The sequence below is a fragment of the Alteribacter salitolerans genome (assembly GCF_016901055.1).
Classification (GTDB): Bacteria; Bacillota; Bacilli; order Bacillales; family Salisediminibacteriaceae; genus Alteribacter; species Alteribacter keqinensis.
This window is the reverse complement of the sequence record NZ_JAFEUX010000010.1, coordinates 25,772-41,733: the sequence shown is the minus strand read 5'-3', so window position 1 is coordinate 41,733 and position 15,962 is coordinate 25,772. Positions and strand designations below refer to the sequence as shown.

General features: G+C 44.6%; 17 protein-coding genes. 10 read left to right on the top strand and 7 right to left on the bottom strand.

What is annotated here, in order from left to right:
- Positions 1 to 43: 43 nt before the first annotated feature.
- The 10 genes from JSY36_RS16755 to JSY36_RS16710 all read left to right on the top strand — a co-directional run bounded on the left by JSY36_RS16755 (position 44) and on the right by JSY36_RS16710 (position 8,864).
- Complete coding sequence (locus JSY36_RS16755; RefSeq protein ID WP_205167219.1) at positions 44 to 1,195, top strand: acyl-CoA dehydrogenase family protein; 1,152 nt, start codon at positions 44 to 46, stop codon at positions 1,193 to 1,195.
- A 27-nt stretch (positions 1,196 to 1,222) separates the two neighbouring features.
- Positions 1,223 to 2,581: an acetyl-CoA carboxylase biotin carboxylase subunit gene (locus tag JSY36_RS16750; protein WP_205167218.1), complete on the top strand. Its 1,359-nt coding sequence runs from the start codon at positions 1,223 to 1,225 to the stop codon at positions 2,579 to 2,581.
- A gap of 19 nt (positions 2,582 to 2,600) precedes the next feature.
- Positions 2,601 to 2,813 (top strand): acetyl-CoA carboxylase biotin carboxyl carrier protein subunit, encoded by a 213-nt coding sequence (locus JSY36_RS16745; RefSeq protein ID WP_122896198.1) that lies wholly within the window; start codon positions 2,601 to 2,603, stop codon positions 2,811 to 2,813.
- Between the two features lie 255 nt (positions 2,814 to 3,068).
- A complete protein-coding gene (locus JSY36_RS16740; RefSeq protein ID WP_205167217.1) occupies positions 3,069 to 3,986 on the top strand; it encodes a hydroxymethylglutaryl-CoA lyase in 918 nt (305 codons plus the stop codon).
- Positions 3,987 to 4,004: 18 nt separating this feature from the next.
- Entirely contained in the window at positions 4,005 to 4,784 is a 780-nt protein-coding gene (locus tag JSY36_RS16735) for an enoyl-CoA hydratase-related protein (protein WP_205167216.1), read from the top strand.
- A gap of 22 nt (positions 4,785 to 4,806) precedes the next feature.
- Positions 4,807 to 6,336, top strand: coding sequence for an acyl-CoA carboxylase subunit beta (locus JSY36_RS16730; protein ID WP_122896201.1), 1,530 nt, complete (start codon positions 4,807 to 4,809; stop codon positions 6,334 to 6,336).
- A gap of 138 nt (positions 6,337 to 6,474) precedes the next feature.
- Positions 6,475 to 7,167, top strand: coding sequence for a CoA transferase subunit A (locus JSY36_RS16725; protein WP_122896202.1), 693 nt, complete (start codon positions 6,475 to 6,477; stop codon positions 7,165 to 7,167).
- 18 nt (positions 7,168 to 7,185) lie between these two features.
- Positions 7,186 to 7,857 carry a CoA transferase subunit B gene (locus tag JSY36_RS16720; protein ID WP_122896203.1) on the top strand — a complete coding sequence of 224 codons (672 nt, stop codon included), beginning with the start codon at positions 7,186 to 7,188 and terminating at the stop codon, positions 7,855 to 7,857.
- 470 nt (positions 7,858 to 8,327) lie between these two features.
- Positions 8,328 to 8,516 (top strand): alpha/beta-type small acid-soluble spore protein, encoded by a 189-nt coding sequence (locus JSY36_RS16715; protein WP_122896204.1) that lies wholly within the window; start codon positions 8,328 to 8,330, stop codon positions 8,514 to 8,516.
- Positions 8,517 to 8,585: 69 nt separating this feature from the next.
- On the top strand, positions 8,586 to 8,864 hold the full coding sequence (locus tag JSY36_RS16710) for a hypothetical protein (RefSeq protein WP_205167215.1): 279 nt from the start codon (positions 8,586 to 8,588) through the stop codon (positions 8,862 to 8,864).
- 37 nt (positions 8,865 to 8,901) lie between these two features.
- Here JSY36_RS16710 and JSY36_RS16705 read toward each other — a convergent pair whose 3' ends face one another.
- From JSY36_RS16705 to JSY36_RS16675, 7 genes are all read right to left on the bottom strand, one after another.
- A complete protein-coding gene (locus tag JSY36_RS16705) occupies positions 8,902 to 9,993 on the bottom strand; it encodes an ABC transporter ATP-binding protein (RefSeq protein ID WP_122896206.1) in 1,092 nt (363 codons plus the stop codon).
- A gap of 300 nt (positions 9,994 to 10,293) precedes the next feature.
- A complete protein-coding gene (locus JSY36_RS16700; protein ID WP_205167214.1) occupies positions 10,294 to 11,196 on the bottom strand; it encodes a PucR family transcriptional regulator in 903 nt (300 codons plus the stop codon).
- Positions 11,197 to 11,300: 104 nt separating this feature from the next.
- On the bottom strand, positions 11,301 to 11,486 hold the full coding sequence (locus tag JSY36_RS16695; protein ID WP_205167213.1) for a hypothetical protein: 186 nt from the start codon (positions 11,484 to 11,486) through the stop codon (positions 11,301 to 11,303).
- A 245-nt stretch (positions 11,487 to 11,731) separates the two neighbouring features.
- Entirely contained in the window at positions 11,732 to 11,956 is a 225-nt protein-coding gene (locus tag JSY36_RS16690; protein ID WP_122896209.1) for a DUF5342 family protein, read from the bottom strand.
- 374 nt (positions 11,957 to 12,330) lie between these two features.
- Positions 12,331 to 13,383 (bottom strand): YheC/YheD family protein, encoded by a 1,053-nt coding sequence (locus JSY36_RS16685; protein WP_205167212.1) that lies wholly within the window; start codon positions 13,381 to 13,383, stop codon positions 12,331 to 12,333.
- Positions 13,384 to 13,502: 119 nt separating this feature from the next.
- The gene (locus JSY36_RS16680; protein WP_205167211.1) at positions 13,503 to 14,870 is read right to left on the bottom strand and encodes a YheC/YheD family endospore coat-associated protein; all 1,368 of its coding nucleotides are present in this window, start codon (positions 14,868 to 14,870) and stop codon (positions 13,503 to 13,505) included.
- Entirely contained in the window at positions 14,863 to 15,954 is a 1,092-nt protein-coding gene (locus JSY36_RS16675; protein WP_205167210.1) for a YheC/YheD family endospore coat-associated protein, read from the bottom strand. Before JSY36_RS16675 ends, JSY36_RS16680 begins: the two co-directional genes overlap by 8 nt.
- Positions 15,955 to 15,962 lie beyond the last annotated feature (8 nt).

Genomic DNA, 15,962 nt, shown 5'->3' with positions numbered 1-15,962 from the left:
CTTTACATTTGAGTAATTAGAAACCATACAGGGAGAGGATCATATGGATTTTTCACTAACAAAAGAACAACAGATGATTAAAGAAATGGTAAGAGATTTTGCTAAAAAGGAAATTGAACCAAAAGCAGATGAAGTCGACCGCACTGCCCGTTTCCCGGAAGAAACATTCAAACGTATAGGAGAACTGGGCCTTCTTGGGATCCCATTCCCGGAAGAATACGGCGGATCTGGCGGAGATACGATCTCTTATGCCCTCGCTGTTGAAGAGATCGGAAAAGCATGCGGAGGAACGGGACTGAGCTATGCTGCAGCCGTATCACTGGGTGCGTCTCCTCTTTATTATTTCGGTACAGAAGAACAAAAACAGGAGTACCTCGTTCCTATTGCAAGCGGTGAAACACTCGGGGCATTCGGTCTGACGGAACCTAATGCAGGCTCAGATGCAGGAGGCACCCAGACACGGGCTGAGCTGCAGGGAGACCATTACATTATAAACGGTGAAAAATGCTGGATTACAAACACCGAATATTCACGTATTGTGATCGTCACTGCCGTAAACGGAACGGATGAAAAAGGGAAAAAGAAAATTTCTGCTTTTATTGTGCCGACTGATGCACCAGGTGTCACAATCCGGAGTGATTATGAAAAATTCGGTGTCAAGGGATCAAACACAACCGAAATTCACCTAGAAGACGTGAAAGTGCCAAAGGAAAACATTCTGGGTGATCCTGATAAAGGATTCAATCAATTTTTATACACCCTTGACGGGGGACGAATTTCCATTGCTGCCTTAGCTGTCGGTATCGGGCAGGCCGCTTATGAAGCAGCACTTGCATACTCAAAAGACCGTAAACAGTTCGGCAGACCAATCGGAAGCTTCCAGGCGATTCAATTTAAGCTGAGCGACATGGCAATGGAACTGGATCTTGCCAGAAACATGGTTCATAAAGCGGCATGGCTTAAGGACAATAACAAGTCGTTTAAAAAAGAATCTGCATATGCAAAGCTGTTTGCCTCTGAAGCAGCAACAAGAGCGTGTAACCAGGCGATCCAGATTCACGGTGGATACGGGTACATGAGAGAGTATAAAGTGGAACGCCACCTGAGAGACGCCAAGCTGATGGAAATCGGTGAAGGCACTTCAGAAATCCAGCGTCTCGTCATTGCGCGTGAGATCGGCTGCCCAAGAGGATAAAAACGAGAATGGGGAAGGAGACAAGGCATGATTAAAAAACTATTAGTAGCAAACCGAGGCGAAATTGCCGTTCGTATATTTAAAACATGTGAAAAGCTTGGGATTAAGACAGTTGCTGTCTTTTCAGATGCAGATGAAGCGAGTGTTCATACAAGAGCAGCCGATGAAGCCCGCTGGGTTGGCGGTTCCCGTGTGAAGGAAAGCTATTTGAACATGGATAAAATCCTTGAAGTGGCCAAGGAGACCGGTGCTGACGCCATCCATCCGGGATACGGATTTTTATCCGAAAACCCTGAATTCAGTAAGCGTGTAAAAGAAGCCGGGATTACATTCATCGGTCCAAACGAAGAGATTATGGAAACAATGGGCAATAAAATCGCAGCCCGGGAAGCCATGGTCAAGGCTGACGTTCCGGTCGTACCGGGTAAAAACCTTGTGTCTGCTGACGAGAAAGAAGCAGCCGCTGTTTGTGAGGAAATCGGTTATCCGGTCATGATCAAAGCCGCTTCCGGCGGGGGCGGCATCGGAATGCAGCGGGTTGACCACAAGGATGAACTTATTAAGGTCCTTCCTTCTGTAATCAAAAAAGCAGAAACGTTCTTCGGTTCTGCAGAACTTTATGTAGAGAAATTTATTGAAAATCCACGTCATATTGAAGCACAGGTTGTGGGAGATACATTTGGAAACGTTCAATGCCTAGGGGAGCGCGATTGCTCCATTCAACGGAGAAATCAAAAAATCATCGAGGAAGCACCAGCAGCAAACCTGAGTGAAGAAACAAGAAAATCGCTGTTCGCCTATGCTGAAAAAGCTGCAAAAGAAATCGGCTACACCAATGTTGGAACAATCGAGTTTCTTGTGGATGAGCAGGAGAATATTTATTTCCTTGAGATGAATACCCGCCTGCAAGTAGAGCATCCGGTCACAGAAGAAGTCACTGGTATCGATCTTGTCGAATGGCAGATAAGAATTGCTGAAGAAAAGAGGATTTCAGAACTTAAAGAGCGAAATGTGTCATATGAACACGCGATTGAAGTTCGGATTTATGCTGAAGATCCAGTAACCTTCTTCCCTTCACCGGGTAAACTGAAGCGCTGGTCTTTCCCGGATATGGACCAGATCCGCTATGACTCCGGTGTAGAAGAAGGCATTCAGGTGACCCCGTTCTATGATCCAATGCTCGCCAAGGTAATTGCAAAAGGTCATTCAAGAAGCGATGCTGTTGAGCAGCTGGCCGTCTGTCTTGAAAAAGCTGAGGTAGAAGGCATTAAAACGAACATTCCAATGCTTTTGGAAACACTGCAGCACGATGTGTTCAAAAAAGGAAACGCCACCACTCAATTCGTACAAAAATACGTGATTGAGAAGAACCGTACACAAGTATAAGCATAGGAGTGAGTTACGAATGAAAGAAGTAAAGACAAATATGGCAGGTAACGTATGGAAAGTTCAAGTAGCAGCAGGAGACGAAGTAACAGCCGGACAGGAAGTTGTCATTCTTGAATCCATGAAAATGGAAATTCCGATTACTGCTGAAGAAGACGGTACTGTTGAAGAAGTGAAAGTAGAAGAAGGTAGCTTCGTTAACGAAGATGACGTTTTACTTACATTAAAATAAAATCAAATCACATGTTAAGGAGTCGCAACGTTGCTGCTCCTTAACTGTTGAAGGCACTGAAAAAATTTGGTCTTTACCTTTTCCAGTGCCTGCTGAGCAATGTGCGGAGCGGTTGCATTTTCTAAAAGCCTGTTACGAGTGGGTTTCTCGTAACAGGCGCGCAAGCGGGTGGAGCCATTGTCACTTAAATAAAAGGCACTGAAAAAGTTGGTTTGTACTTTTTCAGTGGCCTCAACTGTTTTAGAGGAGGTTCCAATGAACTATCCTGAACGAGTACTCATAAAAGAAGTAGGACCCCGGGACGGCCTGCAGAACGAAAAGGTGTTCCTCCCGACTCAAACTAAGATCGACTGGATCAATCAGTTATCAAAGACAGGGTTATCCTATATCGAAATCACATCATTTGTTAACCCAAAGTGGATTCCTGCTCTTTCTGACTGCTATGAAGTAGCAAAGGGAATAACGCGGGAGCCCGGTGTAACCTATGCTGCCCTGGTCCCGAATATGAAGGGGCTCGAGAAAGCTCTTCTGGCAGACGTAGACGAAGTCGCTGTTTTTATGTCAGCAAGCGACACACATAACAAGAAAAACATTAACAAATCCATAGAAGAAACGTTTCCTGTACTGGAAGAAACGATCCGGGAAGCGAAAGCATCAGGCAAAAAAGTAAGAGGCTACCTTTCCACTGTCTTCGGCTGCCCTTATGAAGGACACGTCTCTCCCGAGCAGGTAGAAAAAGTCACAACAAAGCTTCTTGAGATGGGTGTATACGAAGTCTCGCTGGGAGATACGATTGGTGTTGGAAACCCCCGTCAGGTTGAGAGCAATCTGAATCAATGGACTGCTTCGATACCTAAAGAGAACCTGGCCCTTCATTTTCATAATACAAGAGGGATGGCTCTTGCCAATACCCTTGTAGGAATGAGTGCGGGGATTACAACGATTGACGGATCCCTGGGCGGCCTGGGAGGTTGTCCGTACGCTAAAGGTGCTTCGGGAAATTTGGCTACCGATGACCTGATTCACATGCTCAGTGAGATGGGCATTGATTCAGGGATTGACCTTGGCTCTCTGGTGAATGCCGGCCATTTTATTGAAACGTCTCTTGAAAAGCCGCTGATCAGTCATCAAATGGAAATAGCACGAGCACAAAAAGCGGAACAAACAAGCTAACAGAACGGAGTGGATACCATGAGTTTAGTGAACCTGGAACTTCGGGACGATCATATTGCATGGCTTACAATCAACCGTCCGGAGGCTGCAAACTCTCTTAATAAACATGTCCTTGATCAAATTGCGGGACATGTTAAGGAGCTTTCGTTAAATCCAAAAGTCAGAGCTCTTGTATTAACCTCTGCCGGTGAAAAAGTATTCAGTGCCGGCGCAGATTTAAAAGAGCGGAGAGAACTGAGTGTGGAAGAAGTTCCCTTTGCAGTTAAACGGATCAGAGAGACGATTGATCTTGTGGATGATTTCCCCGCGCCTACAATTTGTGCATTAAATGGACCGGCCTTTGGTGGCGGGTTTGAGCTGGCCCTTGCATGTGATATCCGAATTTGCACTCCTCATACAACGTTTGCTCTTACTGAGACGTCCCTGGCCATTATCCCCGGTGCAGGCGGAACACAGCGCCTTCCAAGAGCCATTGGCATGTCCAGGGCAAAAGAGATGATTTTCACCAGTAAAAAAATCGATGCACAAACTGCAGAACAATGGGGTCTCGTAAGCAGTGTAAGTACTTCTCATTCATTATACGAAGAAGTTAAAGCGCTTACAGATCAAATGGTGAGATGTGGTCCTGTGGCACTGAGGCAGGCGAAGTTTGCCATGAATCAAGGTGCCGGAACGGATTTGAAAACGGGGATTGCCATCGAAGCAAAAGCATATGAAATCACGATTCCGACAGAAGACCGTATAGAGGGACTTGAAGCATTTAAAGAAAAAAGAAAACCGCAATATACAGGCAGATAAGCAGGGAGAGAGGAGTAAGTTTATGAGCAATGAAGTGCAGTGGCAGGAAAAAGTAGAACAGATCGAGCGTGGCGGTGGTGAAAGATACCATCAAAAGAACGCAGAAAAAGGAAAAATGTTTGTCCGTGACAGACTCAAAATGCTTTTTGATGAAGGATCCTGGGCGGAGGACGGACTGTTTGCAAACTCAGAACAAGAAGGGCTTCCGGCAGACGGGGTTGTTACAGCAACAGGTAAGATTAACGGTCAGACAGTTTGTGTAATGGCAAATGACTCAACCGTTAAAGCCGGTTCCTGGGGTGCCAGAACAGTAGAAAAAATCATCCGTATCCAGGAAACTGCGGAAAAGCTTGAAGTGCCGATTCTTTACCTTGTAGACTCTGCAGGTGCAAGAATCACAGATCAACTGGAGATGTTCCCAAACCGCAGGGGAGCAGGAAAAATCTTTTACAATCAGGTGAAGCTGTCAGGAAAAGTGCCTCAAATCTGTCTGTTGTTCGGACCTTCTGCTGCGGGCGGAGCCTACATTCCGGCGTTTTGTGACGTCGTAATGATGGTGGATGGAAATGCGTCCATGTATCTTGGCTCCCCGCGAATGGCTGAAATGGTTATCGGCGAAAAAGTTTCACTTGAGGAAATGGGAGGGGCAAAAATGCACTGCTCGGTTTCCGGTTGCGGTGACATTCTCGTTGCATCTGAAGAAGAAGCCATTGAGAAAGCCAAACAGTACTTATCCTACTTCCCAGGCAACTATAAAAATAAGACGAAGACTGTGAAGGCAAAGCCTGTTCCTGAATTTGAGAAAAGCCTGGAAGAGCTGATTCCCAAAAATCAGAACGCACCGTTTGAAATGAAGGATTTAATCGCACGCATTACGGACGAAGGAAGCTTCTTTGAGATGAAGGCGTTATTCGCCAAAGAGCTGATCACGGGGTTTGCCCGCATTAACGGTGAGGCTGTTGGTATCATTGCCAATCAGCCTCGTCAGAAAGGCGGAGTGCTGTTCCACGATTCTGCTGATAAAGCAGCACGTTTTATCACGCTTTGTGATGCCTATCATATTCCGCTTTTATTCCTTGCCGATGTGCCGGGATTCATGATAGGAACCAAGGTTGAAAAAGCAGGCATAATCCGCCACGGTGCAAAAATGATTTCTGCTATGTCTGAAGCGACTGTCCCAAAAATCAGTGTCATCGTAAGAAAAGCATATGGAGCAGGCCTTTATGCCATGGCAGGACCTGCCTTTGAACCTGACTGCTGTATTGCCTTACCATCTGCACAAATTGCCGTGATGGGGCCGGAAGCTGCCGTAAATGCCGTATACGCAAATAAAATTGCTGAACTGGCGCCGGAAGACCGCCCGGCATTCATCCAGGAAAAGCGCAAAGAATATCAGGAAAACATTGATATTTACCGATTGGCTTCAGAGTTAATTGTGGACGAAATTGTCCCTGCCAATAAATTAAGAGAAGAACTCGAGCAGCGTCTCGACCTTTACCGCACAAAAAACCAGGTATTTACCGACCGAAAGCACCCGGTTTATCCAGTGTAGACTTCGATTTAATTCTTGCTCATGAATTTCAAGTCAGATAGAAGAGGCTCACCGGCGCCCCCCGCGGAAAGGGAACGCAATGGAGCGGAAATCAATACCAGAGTTTACCAGAGCATATTTTTAAGGAGGGGAAAGAACATGAAACAGATTCATTCTTCTTTTGAGGAAGCCGTAAGTGAAATTAAAGATGGAGCCACACTTCTTGTTGGCGGATTCGGTTTATGCGGTATTCCGGAAAATTTAATCAAAGCATTACGGGAACACGGAGCAAAACATCTAACAGTTATTTCAAACAACTGCGGTGTCGATGACTGGGGTCTCGGCCTGCTCCTCGAAAACAAGCAGATTGATAAAATTTACGCTTCCTACGTTGGGGAAAATAAGGAGTTTGAACGTCAAGTGCTGGCCGGAGAGCTGGAAGTGGAACTGGTTCCACAAGGCTCCCTTGCCGAGCGGATCCGTGCCGGTGGTGCAGGAATACCTGCATTCTATACTCCCGCAGGGGTAGGAACGAAAGTAGCAGAGGGTAAAGAAGTGCGCACGTTTAATGGCAAGGAGTATTTACTTGAAGAGGCCTTCACAGCTGATTTCAGCCTGGTTAGAGCGTACAAAGGCGATACACATGGAAACCTGGTATACAGAAAAACTGCTCAAAACTTTAACCCTCTTGTTGCGGCTGCAGGAAAAGTGACAATTGCTGAAGTGGAAGAGCTGGTGGAGGTTGGAGAGCTCGATCCTGAGAAAATTCACACTCCAAGCATATATGTTAACCAATTGATCGTTGGAGAACAGGAAAAACGGATTGAAAGACGGACATTGGCTCAAGTATAAAGAGAGGAGGCAACAAATATGAGTGTAGTCGACCGCCACAAAGTAAGAGAGCTTATAGCAAGACGTGCAGAAAAAGAAATTCATGATGGTGACTATGTAAATTTAGGAATTGGAATGCCGACGATGGTAGCCAATTATATTACGGAAAACAAACAGGTGGTTCTTCAATCTGAGAACGGGCTTCTGGGAATAGGGCCCTATCCAACAGAGGAAGAACTTGATGCCGATCTGATTAATGCAGGTAAGGAAACCGTGACTGCTATCAAAGGAGCATCATACTTCAGCAGCGCAGAATCCTTTGCCATGATCCGCGGCGGGCATATTGATGTTGCGATTCTGGGAGCAATGGAAGTTGCTGAAAACGGTGATCTGGCAAACTGGATGATCCCGGGTAAAATGATCAAAGGGATGGGCGGAGCGATGGATCTTGTTCACGGAGCGAAGAAAGTAGTCGTGATCATGGAACACGTCAATCGTGCCGGAGAGCCTAAGATTCTAAAGGAGTGCGCCCTTCCTCTGACAGGAAAACAGGTTGTCAACCGAATTATTACAGACCGTGCAGTACTTGATGTGACGGAAGAAGGCCTTGTGTTAAAAGAGATTATTGGTGATTACTCAGTCGAGGATATTCAAAAAGCAACTGAACCTACTTTGATTATTGATGATGAGCTAAAGAAACAGCATTCTTAAAATGACAGGAAACCGGCTGAGGAGCCGGTTTTTCTTTTGGCTGGGAAGTAAAAGTGACAGGACTGACAGGACTTCCAAGCGTAAAAAGGTGCCGGCTAAGTGTAAAAAAAGTGAGTCAAAGTGTGAAAAGGGGGGTCTAAAGTAAAAACCGAGCTAAACGTAAAAAGATGCTGTCAAAGTGTAAAAACGGAGCCTTAAAGTGCAAAAAGGCAGTCGCTAAGTGTAAAAAACGCGAGTCTAAACGTAAAAACCCTCGGGCCATGCGAAAAATTCTCAGGCTATACGCGAAAAAACATCCAGCATGGGTAAAACAAACCCACGGACCACTGAGACCATTTATATCTCACCTATTTTGCAACATCATTTCTCCCCCTTTAAAACTCCGAAATTTATTCCTTAAATTGCTATCTTCCTTTACACATAGACATTGTTTTTTAAACCAAACTATGTGTACAGAGGAGGTGAGAAACATGGCAAACCAAAACCAACTTGTTGTACCTGGTGTACAACAAGCCCTTGACCAAATGAAGTATGAAATCGCTCAGGAATTCGGTGTTGAACTTGGCCCGGATTCTACTGCACGCTCTAACGGATCTGTAGGTGGAGAGATCACTAAGCGTCTTGTACAACAAGCTGAACAGCAATTCGGACAGCGCTAATCAATAACTGAATAACATGGCTGTAAAGGGGAAGGGAAACCTTTCCCTTTTTAATGTCAGGAGGCTGCTATGAGAGGATCATGCCCTGTCTGTAATGGTTTCACAGTAATCGGGAAAAACTGTACACAGTGTGGTAAAAAAGCAAAGGATTTCGGGAAACATACCGATTACTTTGATAACTACAGTGCTTATGAAGAAATCGATACAGTAAAACTCACAGACAATATTAAAAACGATCAATCAGAAGGGTTATGCCCCCATTTGTATTACTGCGAAAACTGTCACAAAGAAAGTATTGTATTAATTGAGGAAGTGGCAGAAAAAGAGACGCCACTCTTTTTTGATTAAAAGAGTGGCGTCTTATAAAAGGGGGGGGGTTACACAATTATCGCAGGCGCAATTCTGTTTCAGGATCGAAGAAATGCGCTTTGTTCATATCTAAAGCAAGTTTAATGTCCTGTCCGCTTGCTACATCCGTACGGCTGTCAACACGGGCAATGAATTCCTGTTCGCCGATTTTAGAGTAAAGGAAAGTTTCGGCACCCATCAATTCTGCTACATCAATTTTAGCCTCAAGCTGCGTTTCTTTGGACGACTCAAGGAATACAGGCTCATCATGGATATCTTCAGGACGGATCCCAAGAGTGATTTCTTTATTGTTGTAGCTCTCAACAAGTTTTAATTTACCTGCCGGAACTTTAACTTTCATATTATCGATGTGTACATATCCGTCAACAAGCTTACCAGAAAGGAAGTTCATTGAAGGGGACCCGATAAAACCGCCGACAAAGACGTTCTCAGGATAGTCATAAATGTCTTTCGGCCGGCCGACCTGCTGAATTAATCCGTCTTTCATTACGACGATACGAGTAGCCATTGTCATGGCTTCTGTCTGATCGTGCGTTACATAAATCGTAGTCGTCTGAAGACGCTGGTGAAGTTTTGTAATTTCAGCACGCATCTGAACACGGAGTTTCGCATCAAGGTTGGATAAAGGCTCATCCATTAAGAATACTTTAGGGTCACGTACGATAGCACGTCCAAGTGCTACACGCTGACGCTGACCACCGGACATGGCTTTCGGCTTACGGTCAAGCATTTCTGTTAGACCAAGAATTTTTGCAGCGTCACGCACGCGGCGGTCAATTTCATCTTTCTTAAACTTGCGCAGTTTAAGTCCGAATGCCATGTTTTCATATACGTTCATGTGCGGGTAAAGTGCGTAGTTTTGGAATACCATCGCAATATCACGATCTTTAGGCGCCACATCGTTTACAAGCTCTTCTCCAATGTGAAGCTCGCCTTTTGAGATATCCTCAAGACCAGCTACCATTCTTAAGGTTGTAGACTTACCACAACCAGAAGGACCAACGAAAACAATAAATTCTTTATCCTTGATTTCAAGATTGAAATCCGTAACGGCTTGTACATCGCCATCATAAATTTTGTATAAACTCTTAAAACTAATATCTGCCATAGGTAACACCCTCCACTAAGTAGTATGTAAAAGCGCTTTCTTCTGTAAGTACAGTGTACCTTTTTTGCATGAGAAGTAGCTATTGTAAACGTGCACAAAACTTTTCGGCAATTTTGTGCAAGGTGCAAACGTTTTCATGTTGTTGTACCTGGCTTATACAGGCAGCCTGAAAAACAACCTTCCCGGAAAAAGGGGAAGGCTGTTTTGGTTAATTGAGAAGTGGTTTTAACAGGTTAAAAATGGCTTTAAACAGGTTAGATATTAGTTTAAACAACTTAGTTCTGCCTTTACTTAGATGCATCACTGGTCATGTTTAGCCTTTTTGGAGTTCTGGACAAGAAGCATTAGATACACAGCAACAGCATTAGGAAACTGCTTAATATCCAATGAGGTTTTTTCTATGAATTTTTCAACTCTGTATTGCAGCGTATTCCGGTGAACAAACATTTTTTTTGCGGCCATTGATGTATTCAGGTTGCATTCCAGATATGTTTTTACCGATTGCTGTAATTCACGGTCATTTTGAACAGGCTTTAAAAGCTCCCGAAACGTCGAGACCACATCGTGCTCAAGGTGGCTCAGAAGCCAGTGTGAAAGTGCCTCCTGCTCATGAAAGATCGTCTGAGAAGGAGAGTAGTTTCTGGCTGCCTTAAACATTTCCATTTCCAGTTTAAACCGATCTCTTACAGAGGCCGCAGATGTGTGTGGAGAACCGACTAAAAATGAAAGCTGGACATAAAAATCACTTGTTAATGCTGATACTGCGCTGTCATCAAGCTGTTCGTCATCAAATTCTTCGTCCAGGCGCTGGATCACCACACCTTCTCCCGGATTTGGCCAAAGGAGGGTTTCGATCGAAGAAAACAGACTGTTTACAGCTTCAGTAAATCCTTCGATATCCGTCAATGAGCCTTTAACGTGAAAATGGATAAAACGCACGGGGGTAAAGATATCTTTATCTGGTAATTGATTATGTAATAACAGCTGTGTCCACATCCTGTCAGATGCTGAGACGGGCTGATTTAATTCCGGTTCAACCTGATCAAAAAGGGTACTCAGTAATGACTTTTCCTCTTTGGTAAGCCGGGTATTGTTAAAGTAAAGTTTTTCTCCTTGGTCATTTTGGATAATAAACAGGGATTCCTCTGTATTTCCTGGAGAAGTGAGAGCATGGGCGTATTTTTCTCGGAGTTTTTCAAACATAACAGATTCCTTTCCGGGGGGATGCCGGGGCCGCTATATAAAGAAGGTTTTTCAATAAGGGTTGTGAAACCTGAATTGAAAAACCTCTACTTTGGTGTCGGACCTTATCTTTTTTCCGGCTTACCTGCTTCGTGCGGCCGCTCTTCGTCATGAAGATCGAGAGATTCATCAATTTGCCTTTTTCCGTATGCCAAATGATCTCTCCCGCCGGCCAAGCCTTCGCTGGTCATGCGGTCCACGTCCAGATAGGCTTCAGCCCGTCCTTGATTTTCAAGATCTTTTCGTTCCATATATGTCCCTCCTTTTTACCTGTGAAGGCACTGAAAAAGTTCGGTCTTTAACTTTTTACAGTGCCTTTTAAGCAATGAGCGGAACGGTTGCATGTTTTAAAAGCCTGTTATGATTGGGTTTCTCGTAACAGAGCAACCGAATGGAGCCATTGCAACTTAAATAAAAGGCACTGAAAAAGTTGGTTTTTACTTTTTTAGTGGCTTAACCCGTAGTATGAGGGTAAATGAAGAGAAACATGCAGTCATTAATGCTCTTCATATACATGGTAAAGCATCAGGTCGTGAACACAGTCTTCAAGGAATTTCTGTTCCTTTTCCTCCATGTCCCCGGCTCCCTGATGATACCAGGTAATACTGCCATCTTTAAAATACTTGCCTTTGTATTTATTTTGTTTGTAGTAAAAATCAAAATCCCATTCCTGGTTAATCATATTGTTTTTGATTTCACGGTAGTGAAAATGAGAAAGCATGAGATTCCCGTCCTTTTCATATTGGCTGTGTTAAAGATCATTGTTGATTTATTAAAGCTGTTTTCGTAAGGATTGTTGCTATTTTAGTCACTCAAAGAAACATTGCAAATACGGTTGAAGCTTACGTGCCCTTCGCTTTCCGTGGCGGTGCCGGCAAGCCTGTCGAACCTGCTTTTTCCTCTCCTGGTAAAGCTTTGCAGTGTATGCGCCGAAGCATAACTGGCAGGGGAAGAAGCAGGGATACTTCATATGCAAGGAAGCACTTCCGCGGAAAGGGAGTGCAGTGAGCGTAAATCAACATCTGAGTTTAACAAAGCTTTTAAGGTCAAAATTCTGAGTTTTCTTTCCCATTTTAACATACAGTTGCACAGTCATCACAGTGGTTGGGAAAAACGGGACAGCTCGTGGAAAATTCGGACCAGATTTTCTGCACCTGCCTTCTGAATAGAGGGCTCGTCAAAAACCATCGGCTTGCTGTTAATATCAAAAACGTAAAGCTGCCCCGCTGTGCTGCACCCAATATCCATCGAAACCTCAAAAAAGGAATCGGGGAGGAGAGAAGCGGTCTGTTTTGCAAGGTTTTGAACAGGCTGCGTGTCAATCTCCATTTCAACGGGATCGAGAAGACTGCCCCCGTACAAAGAATGGGTCGTATAACGGTTGTCCCCTGCTGCCCGGATTCCTGCACCTGAACACTCCCAGATGTTCTTTATTTTATGGAGTAGAACCCTGAAATCATAAGGGCGGCCATTCCAGTGTGTCAGATCAATTTGCTCCTGAAGAAGAAGGGTCCGTTTTATTAATAATGGCCGGAGTAATTTCCAGACAGACTCGATAGAGAGGGGAGGCGTGATTTTTGTCTGTGCAGATAAAAGATATGAATGTTCGTTTTCAGCCGCTAAACGGTATATTCCTTCTCCTTTAGACCCGCTGCTGTCTTTAATCAAAGATTGCGGGTGGCGGTTAACCCAGTTGATCAATTGTTTAAACGACGAGAGTTCTTCGGTATCGGGAAGTGAATGAGCAAGCTCTTTATCTGCTGAAAGAAGACGCCAGATTCTTTTTTTAGAGAGAAATCCCGGATTGAGGAATGGAATATTGTCCCTGGCTGCTGCTTCTTTTACACGTAAAAAGGATTCCAGCTTTTCTTGTTTCCGGTAGGGGATTCGGTTATAAATGACATCGGGTTTACCTACCGGTGCTTGAACCCATTGCCGGTTATGGGGATCGAAAATAAACCCTGTCATCTGGAAATCGTTTCCAATACAGGACATCGGCACAATAGCAAGGACCCCGCCGGCTTTTTGAAGAGATGCGTGAATGGAAAAATAAAGCCTTTCATCTCCTGTGAAAGGCTTTACTCGATGTGATTGAGTGAGTACGGCAACGAGAGGACCGGCTTTGACACCATCAGAACTCACCTTCACAGAAAAGGACACCAAGTTCCCCAGACTGCCCACAGAGGACAGAGGCATGTCGCCAAAGTGTAATCCTTTTAAGAGGGGATCCCCTGACCATTTTTTTCTCTCGGTATCAAAAAAGATCATCATCTGATATATACCGGTGAGCTGCGCATCAATTGATCGAACAGGTAAATCCCGTACTGAAAGGGGAGATGCCTTGTGAGTGCTTCTTCTTTTTTCAGTCGGGGGTGACTGAAGATGGACCGTCCCGGTTTAGAGTTGGCTTCAAACATCCAGATTTTCTCGTTTTTGTCTACACCGAAGTCAAAGCCGATTTCACCGATACACCCTTCAATCCGCTCATCGATTGACTCACTTAAAACAATGGCTGCTTTCTTAAGGTCAAGATACACCTTTTCTGACAAGACAAAGTCTTCTTTTAACTCACTTAACGATTTGATCTGGCCGCCGCTGTTCACATGGGTGGTCACGCTTCCGATTCCAGCTACCTTTGCAGCGAATGCACTTACCTGCCAGATTCCCTGGGCATTCTTGTTCGTATGAATTCTAAAGTCAATCGGTTTTTGCTGATAACTGAGCAAATCGATTCCTTTTTGAACGACCATCTGGGAGAGGCCGGCGGGAAACTGCTTTTTCACGAGACGCTGGAGAGAGCTGTATCTTCTCAGCCGGTTTCTTTCCCGGTCTCTGAACCGGCAGTAAAACATGTTCTCTTCCGGTACATAGATAATTTGATGGATGCCTATACCGAGGCTTCCGTTTGCCGGCTTTATATAAATTTGTTTGTGTTCTTTTAAATATTCGAGCAGGGTCTGAACATCAGGTGATAATGTGCTCTCAGGAAGGTAATGATCTACTCTGGAATCGGTAAGTGCCTTATGAATCAGCCATTTGTCAAAGAAGCCCGGATTAAACCAGGGAATAGCATATTCATTCTGCAGCCGCTCCCGCACCTGGGCATAACCGGGGTGTGACTCTGTTTTCCGATTTGGAATCCGGTCATAAACCACGTTTGGAAGAGGTGTGATGATTTTCTCCCATCCTTTTTCATTCCAGAAAAACCCTTCTACAAGCCCCTCCTCCCATTTAATGTGTGATGCTCCAAACAAAAAGCAGCTCACACCGAGTTTCTTGGCGGCGGTGATGTATTTTGCAAATAAAAAGGAGCGTTCCCCGACAGGGCGGAGCAGGGACTGGGTAAATCCTGCTGTATAAATGCCAATATGAGGTCCGATTGCAATCGTGTGTTCATCGAAGTGAACACCGTAAGGGCCTGTATGGGGAAGGTAAAGCTCATCCTTTAAATCCTGACTGATAACCCAGTCTTCTGCTGCACTTTCCCTGATCTTTACATGGCGTTCTTTTGTTCCGAACAAAAACGTTACAAAAGCCCCGTCGTAAAAAGAGGTTTGCTTAAGAAATGAATGAGGAACGTACACAGTTTCCGTCTGGTGCGGTGATATGATCCACTCGGAAATGATGTTAGTCATTTGTCACGGCAGCCCCTTTATTACGTTTTTTCTTCTGATTAAGAACTTGCTTTTTGATTCTCAGATAACTTTCAACCGGACCTTGGTAAACAGCCCTTCTTCCATTTTGATCGCTCGTAAATAAAACAGTCTGAAATCCGGGTTTGGAATTCACTTCCAATATCCAAACATTTCCTTCTTTATCCAGTCCGATATCAATTCCAAGCTCGAATAACCTTGGGTGCGACTCTTCCAGGTGGAAACCTATTTTAGAAATCACCATTTCCAATACTTCTTTTTGCTTTTCAGTCACGATGCAACCCTCGTAAGGAGTGATCGAACCACCCGATGCAAGGTTTGAAACGAACGTGCCTGGGGCGCCGGTTCTGATTCCCCGTCCCAGTTCTGTCCACTTCCCTTTGGCGTTTTTCCGTAGAACAATCCGAAGGTCAAAGGGGCTGTTATTTTTATCAGTCAGGGAAAGGAAGGGCTGTATCAAATAAGGAAGGCCGCCGGTCCTCCGCTTTAATTCTTCATACAGCCGGACAGGTGTGACTTCATGAACAACCTTCTTTGATGTAGCAGCATTCGTCCAGACGAACATTCCTTTTTTCCTTGTAATGAGATGAATGCCCTTCCCTCCGGAGCCTGCAACAGGCTTTAAAATAACGTCCCTATGTTCTTTTAACATGCTGATGAGAGTCGATGGCCGAAGAAGTTTCGTTTCGGGAAGCAGTGAACATAATGAGCTGTCCAGCTTCAGTATTTCATTCACTTTCCATTTGTCAGGAAGACCGTACCCGAGGAAACAGGACTTATCTTTGATTTCACGGACAAGTGGAGCGGCTTTTCTGGCAAGTTCACTTCTCCCGTAAAAACAGCGATCATAGATTACTTTTGGGAGCAGAAAGGTTGAAGGCATAAAGCTGAGGCTCTTTTTGTCAAATTTCATCCCGTTAACAACATTGGATTCTTCATCCCAGTCAAAGGGAGTAAACAAATGCAAGGTCACATTCTTTAAAGAAGCTTCAAGGGCAATCTGGGTAACATATTCTTTTTCCTGGTCATACTCAAGCTGCAATATGCCGAATGTTACTAATGACAAAGCAATCA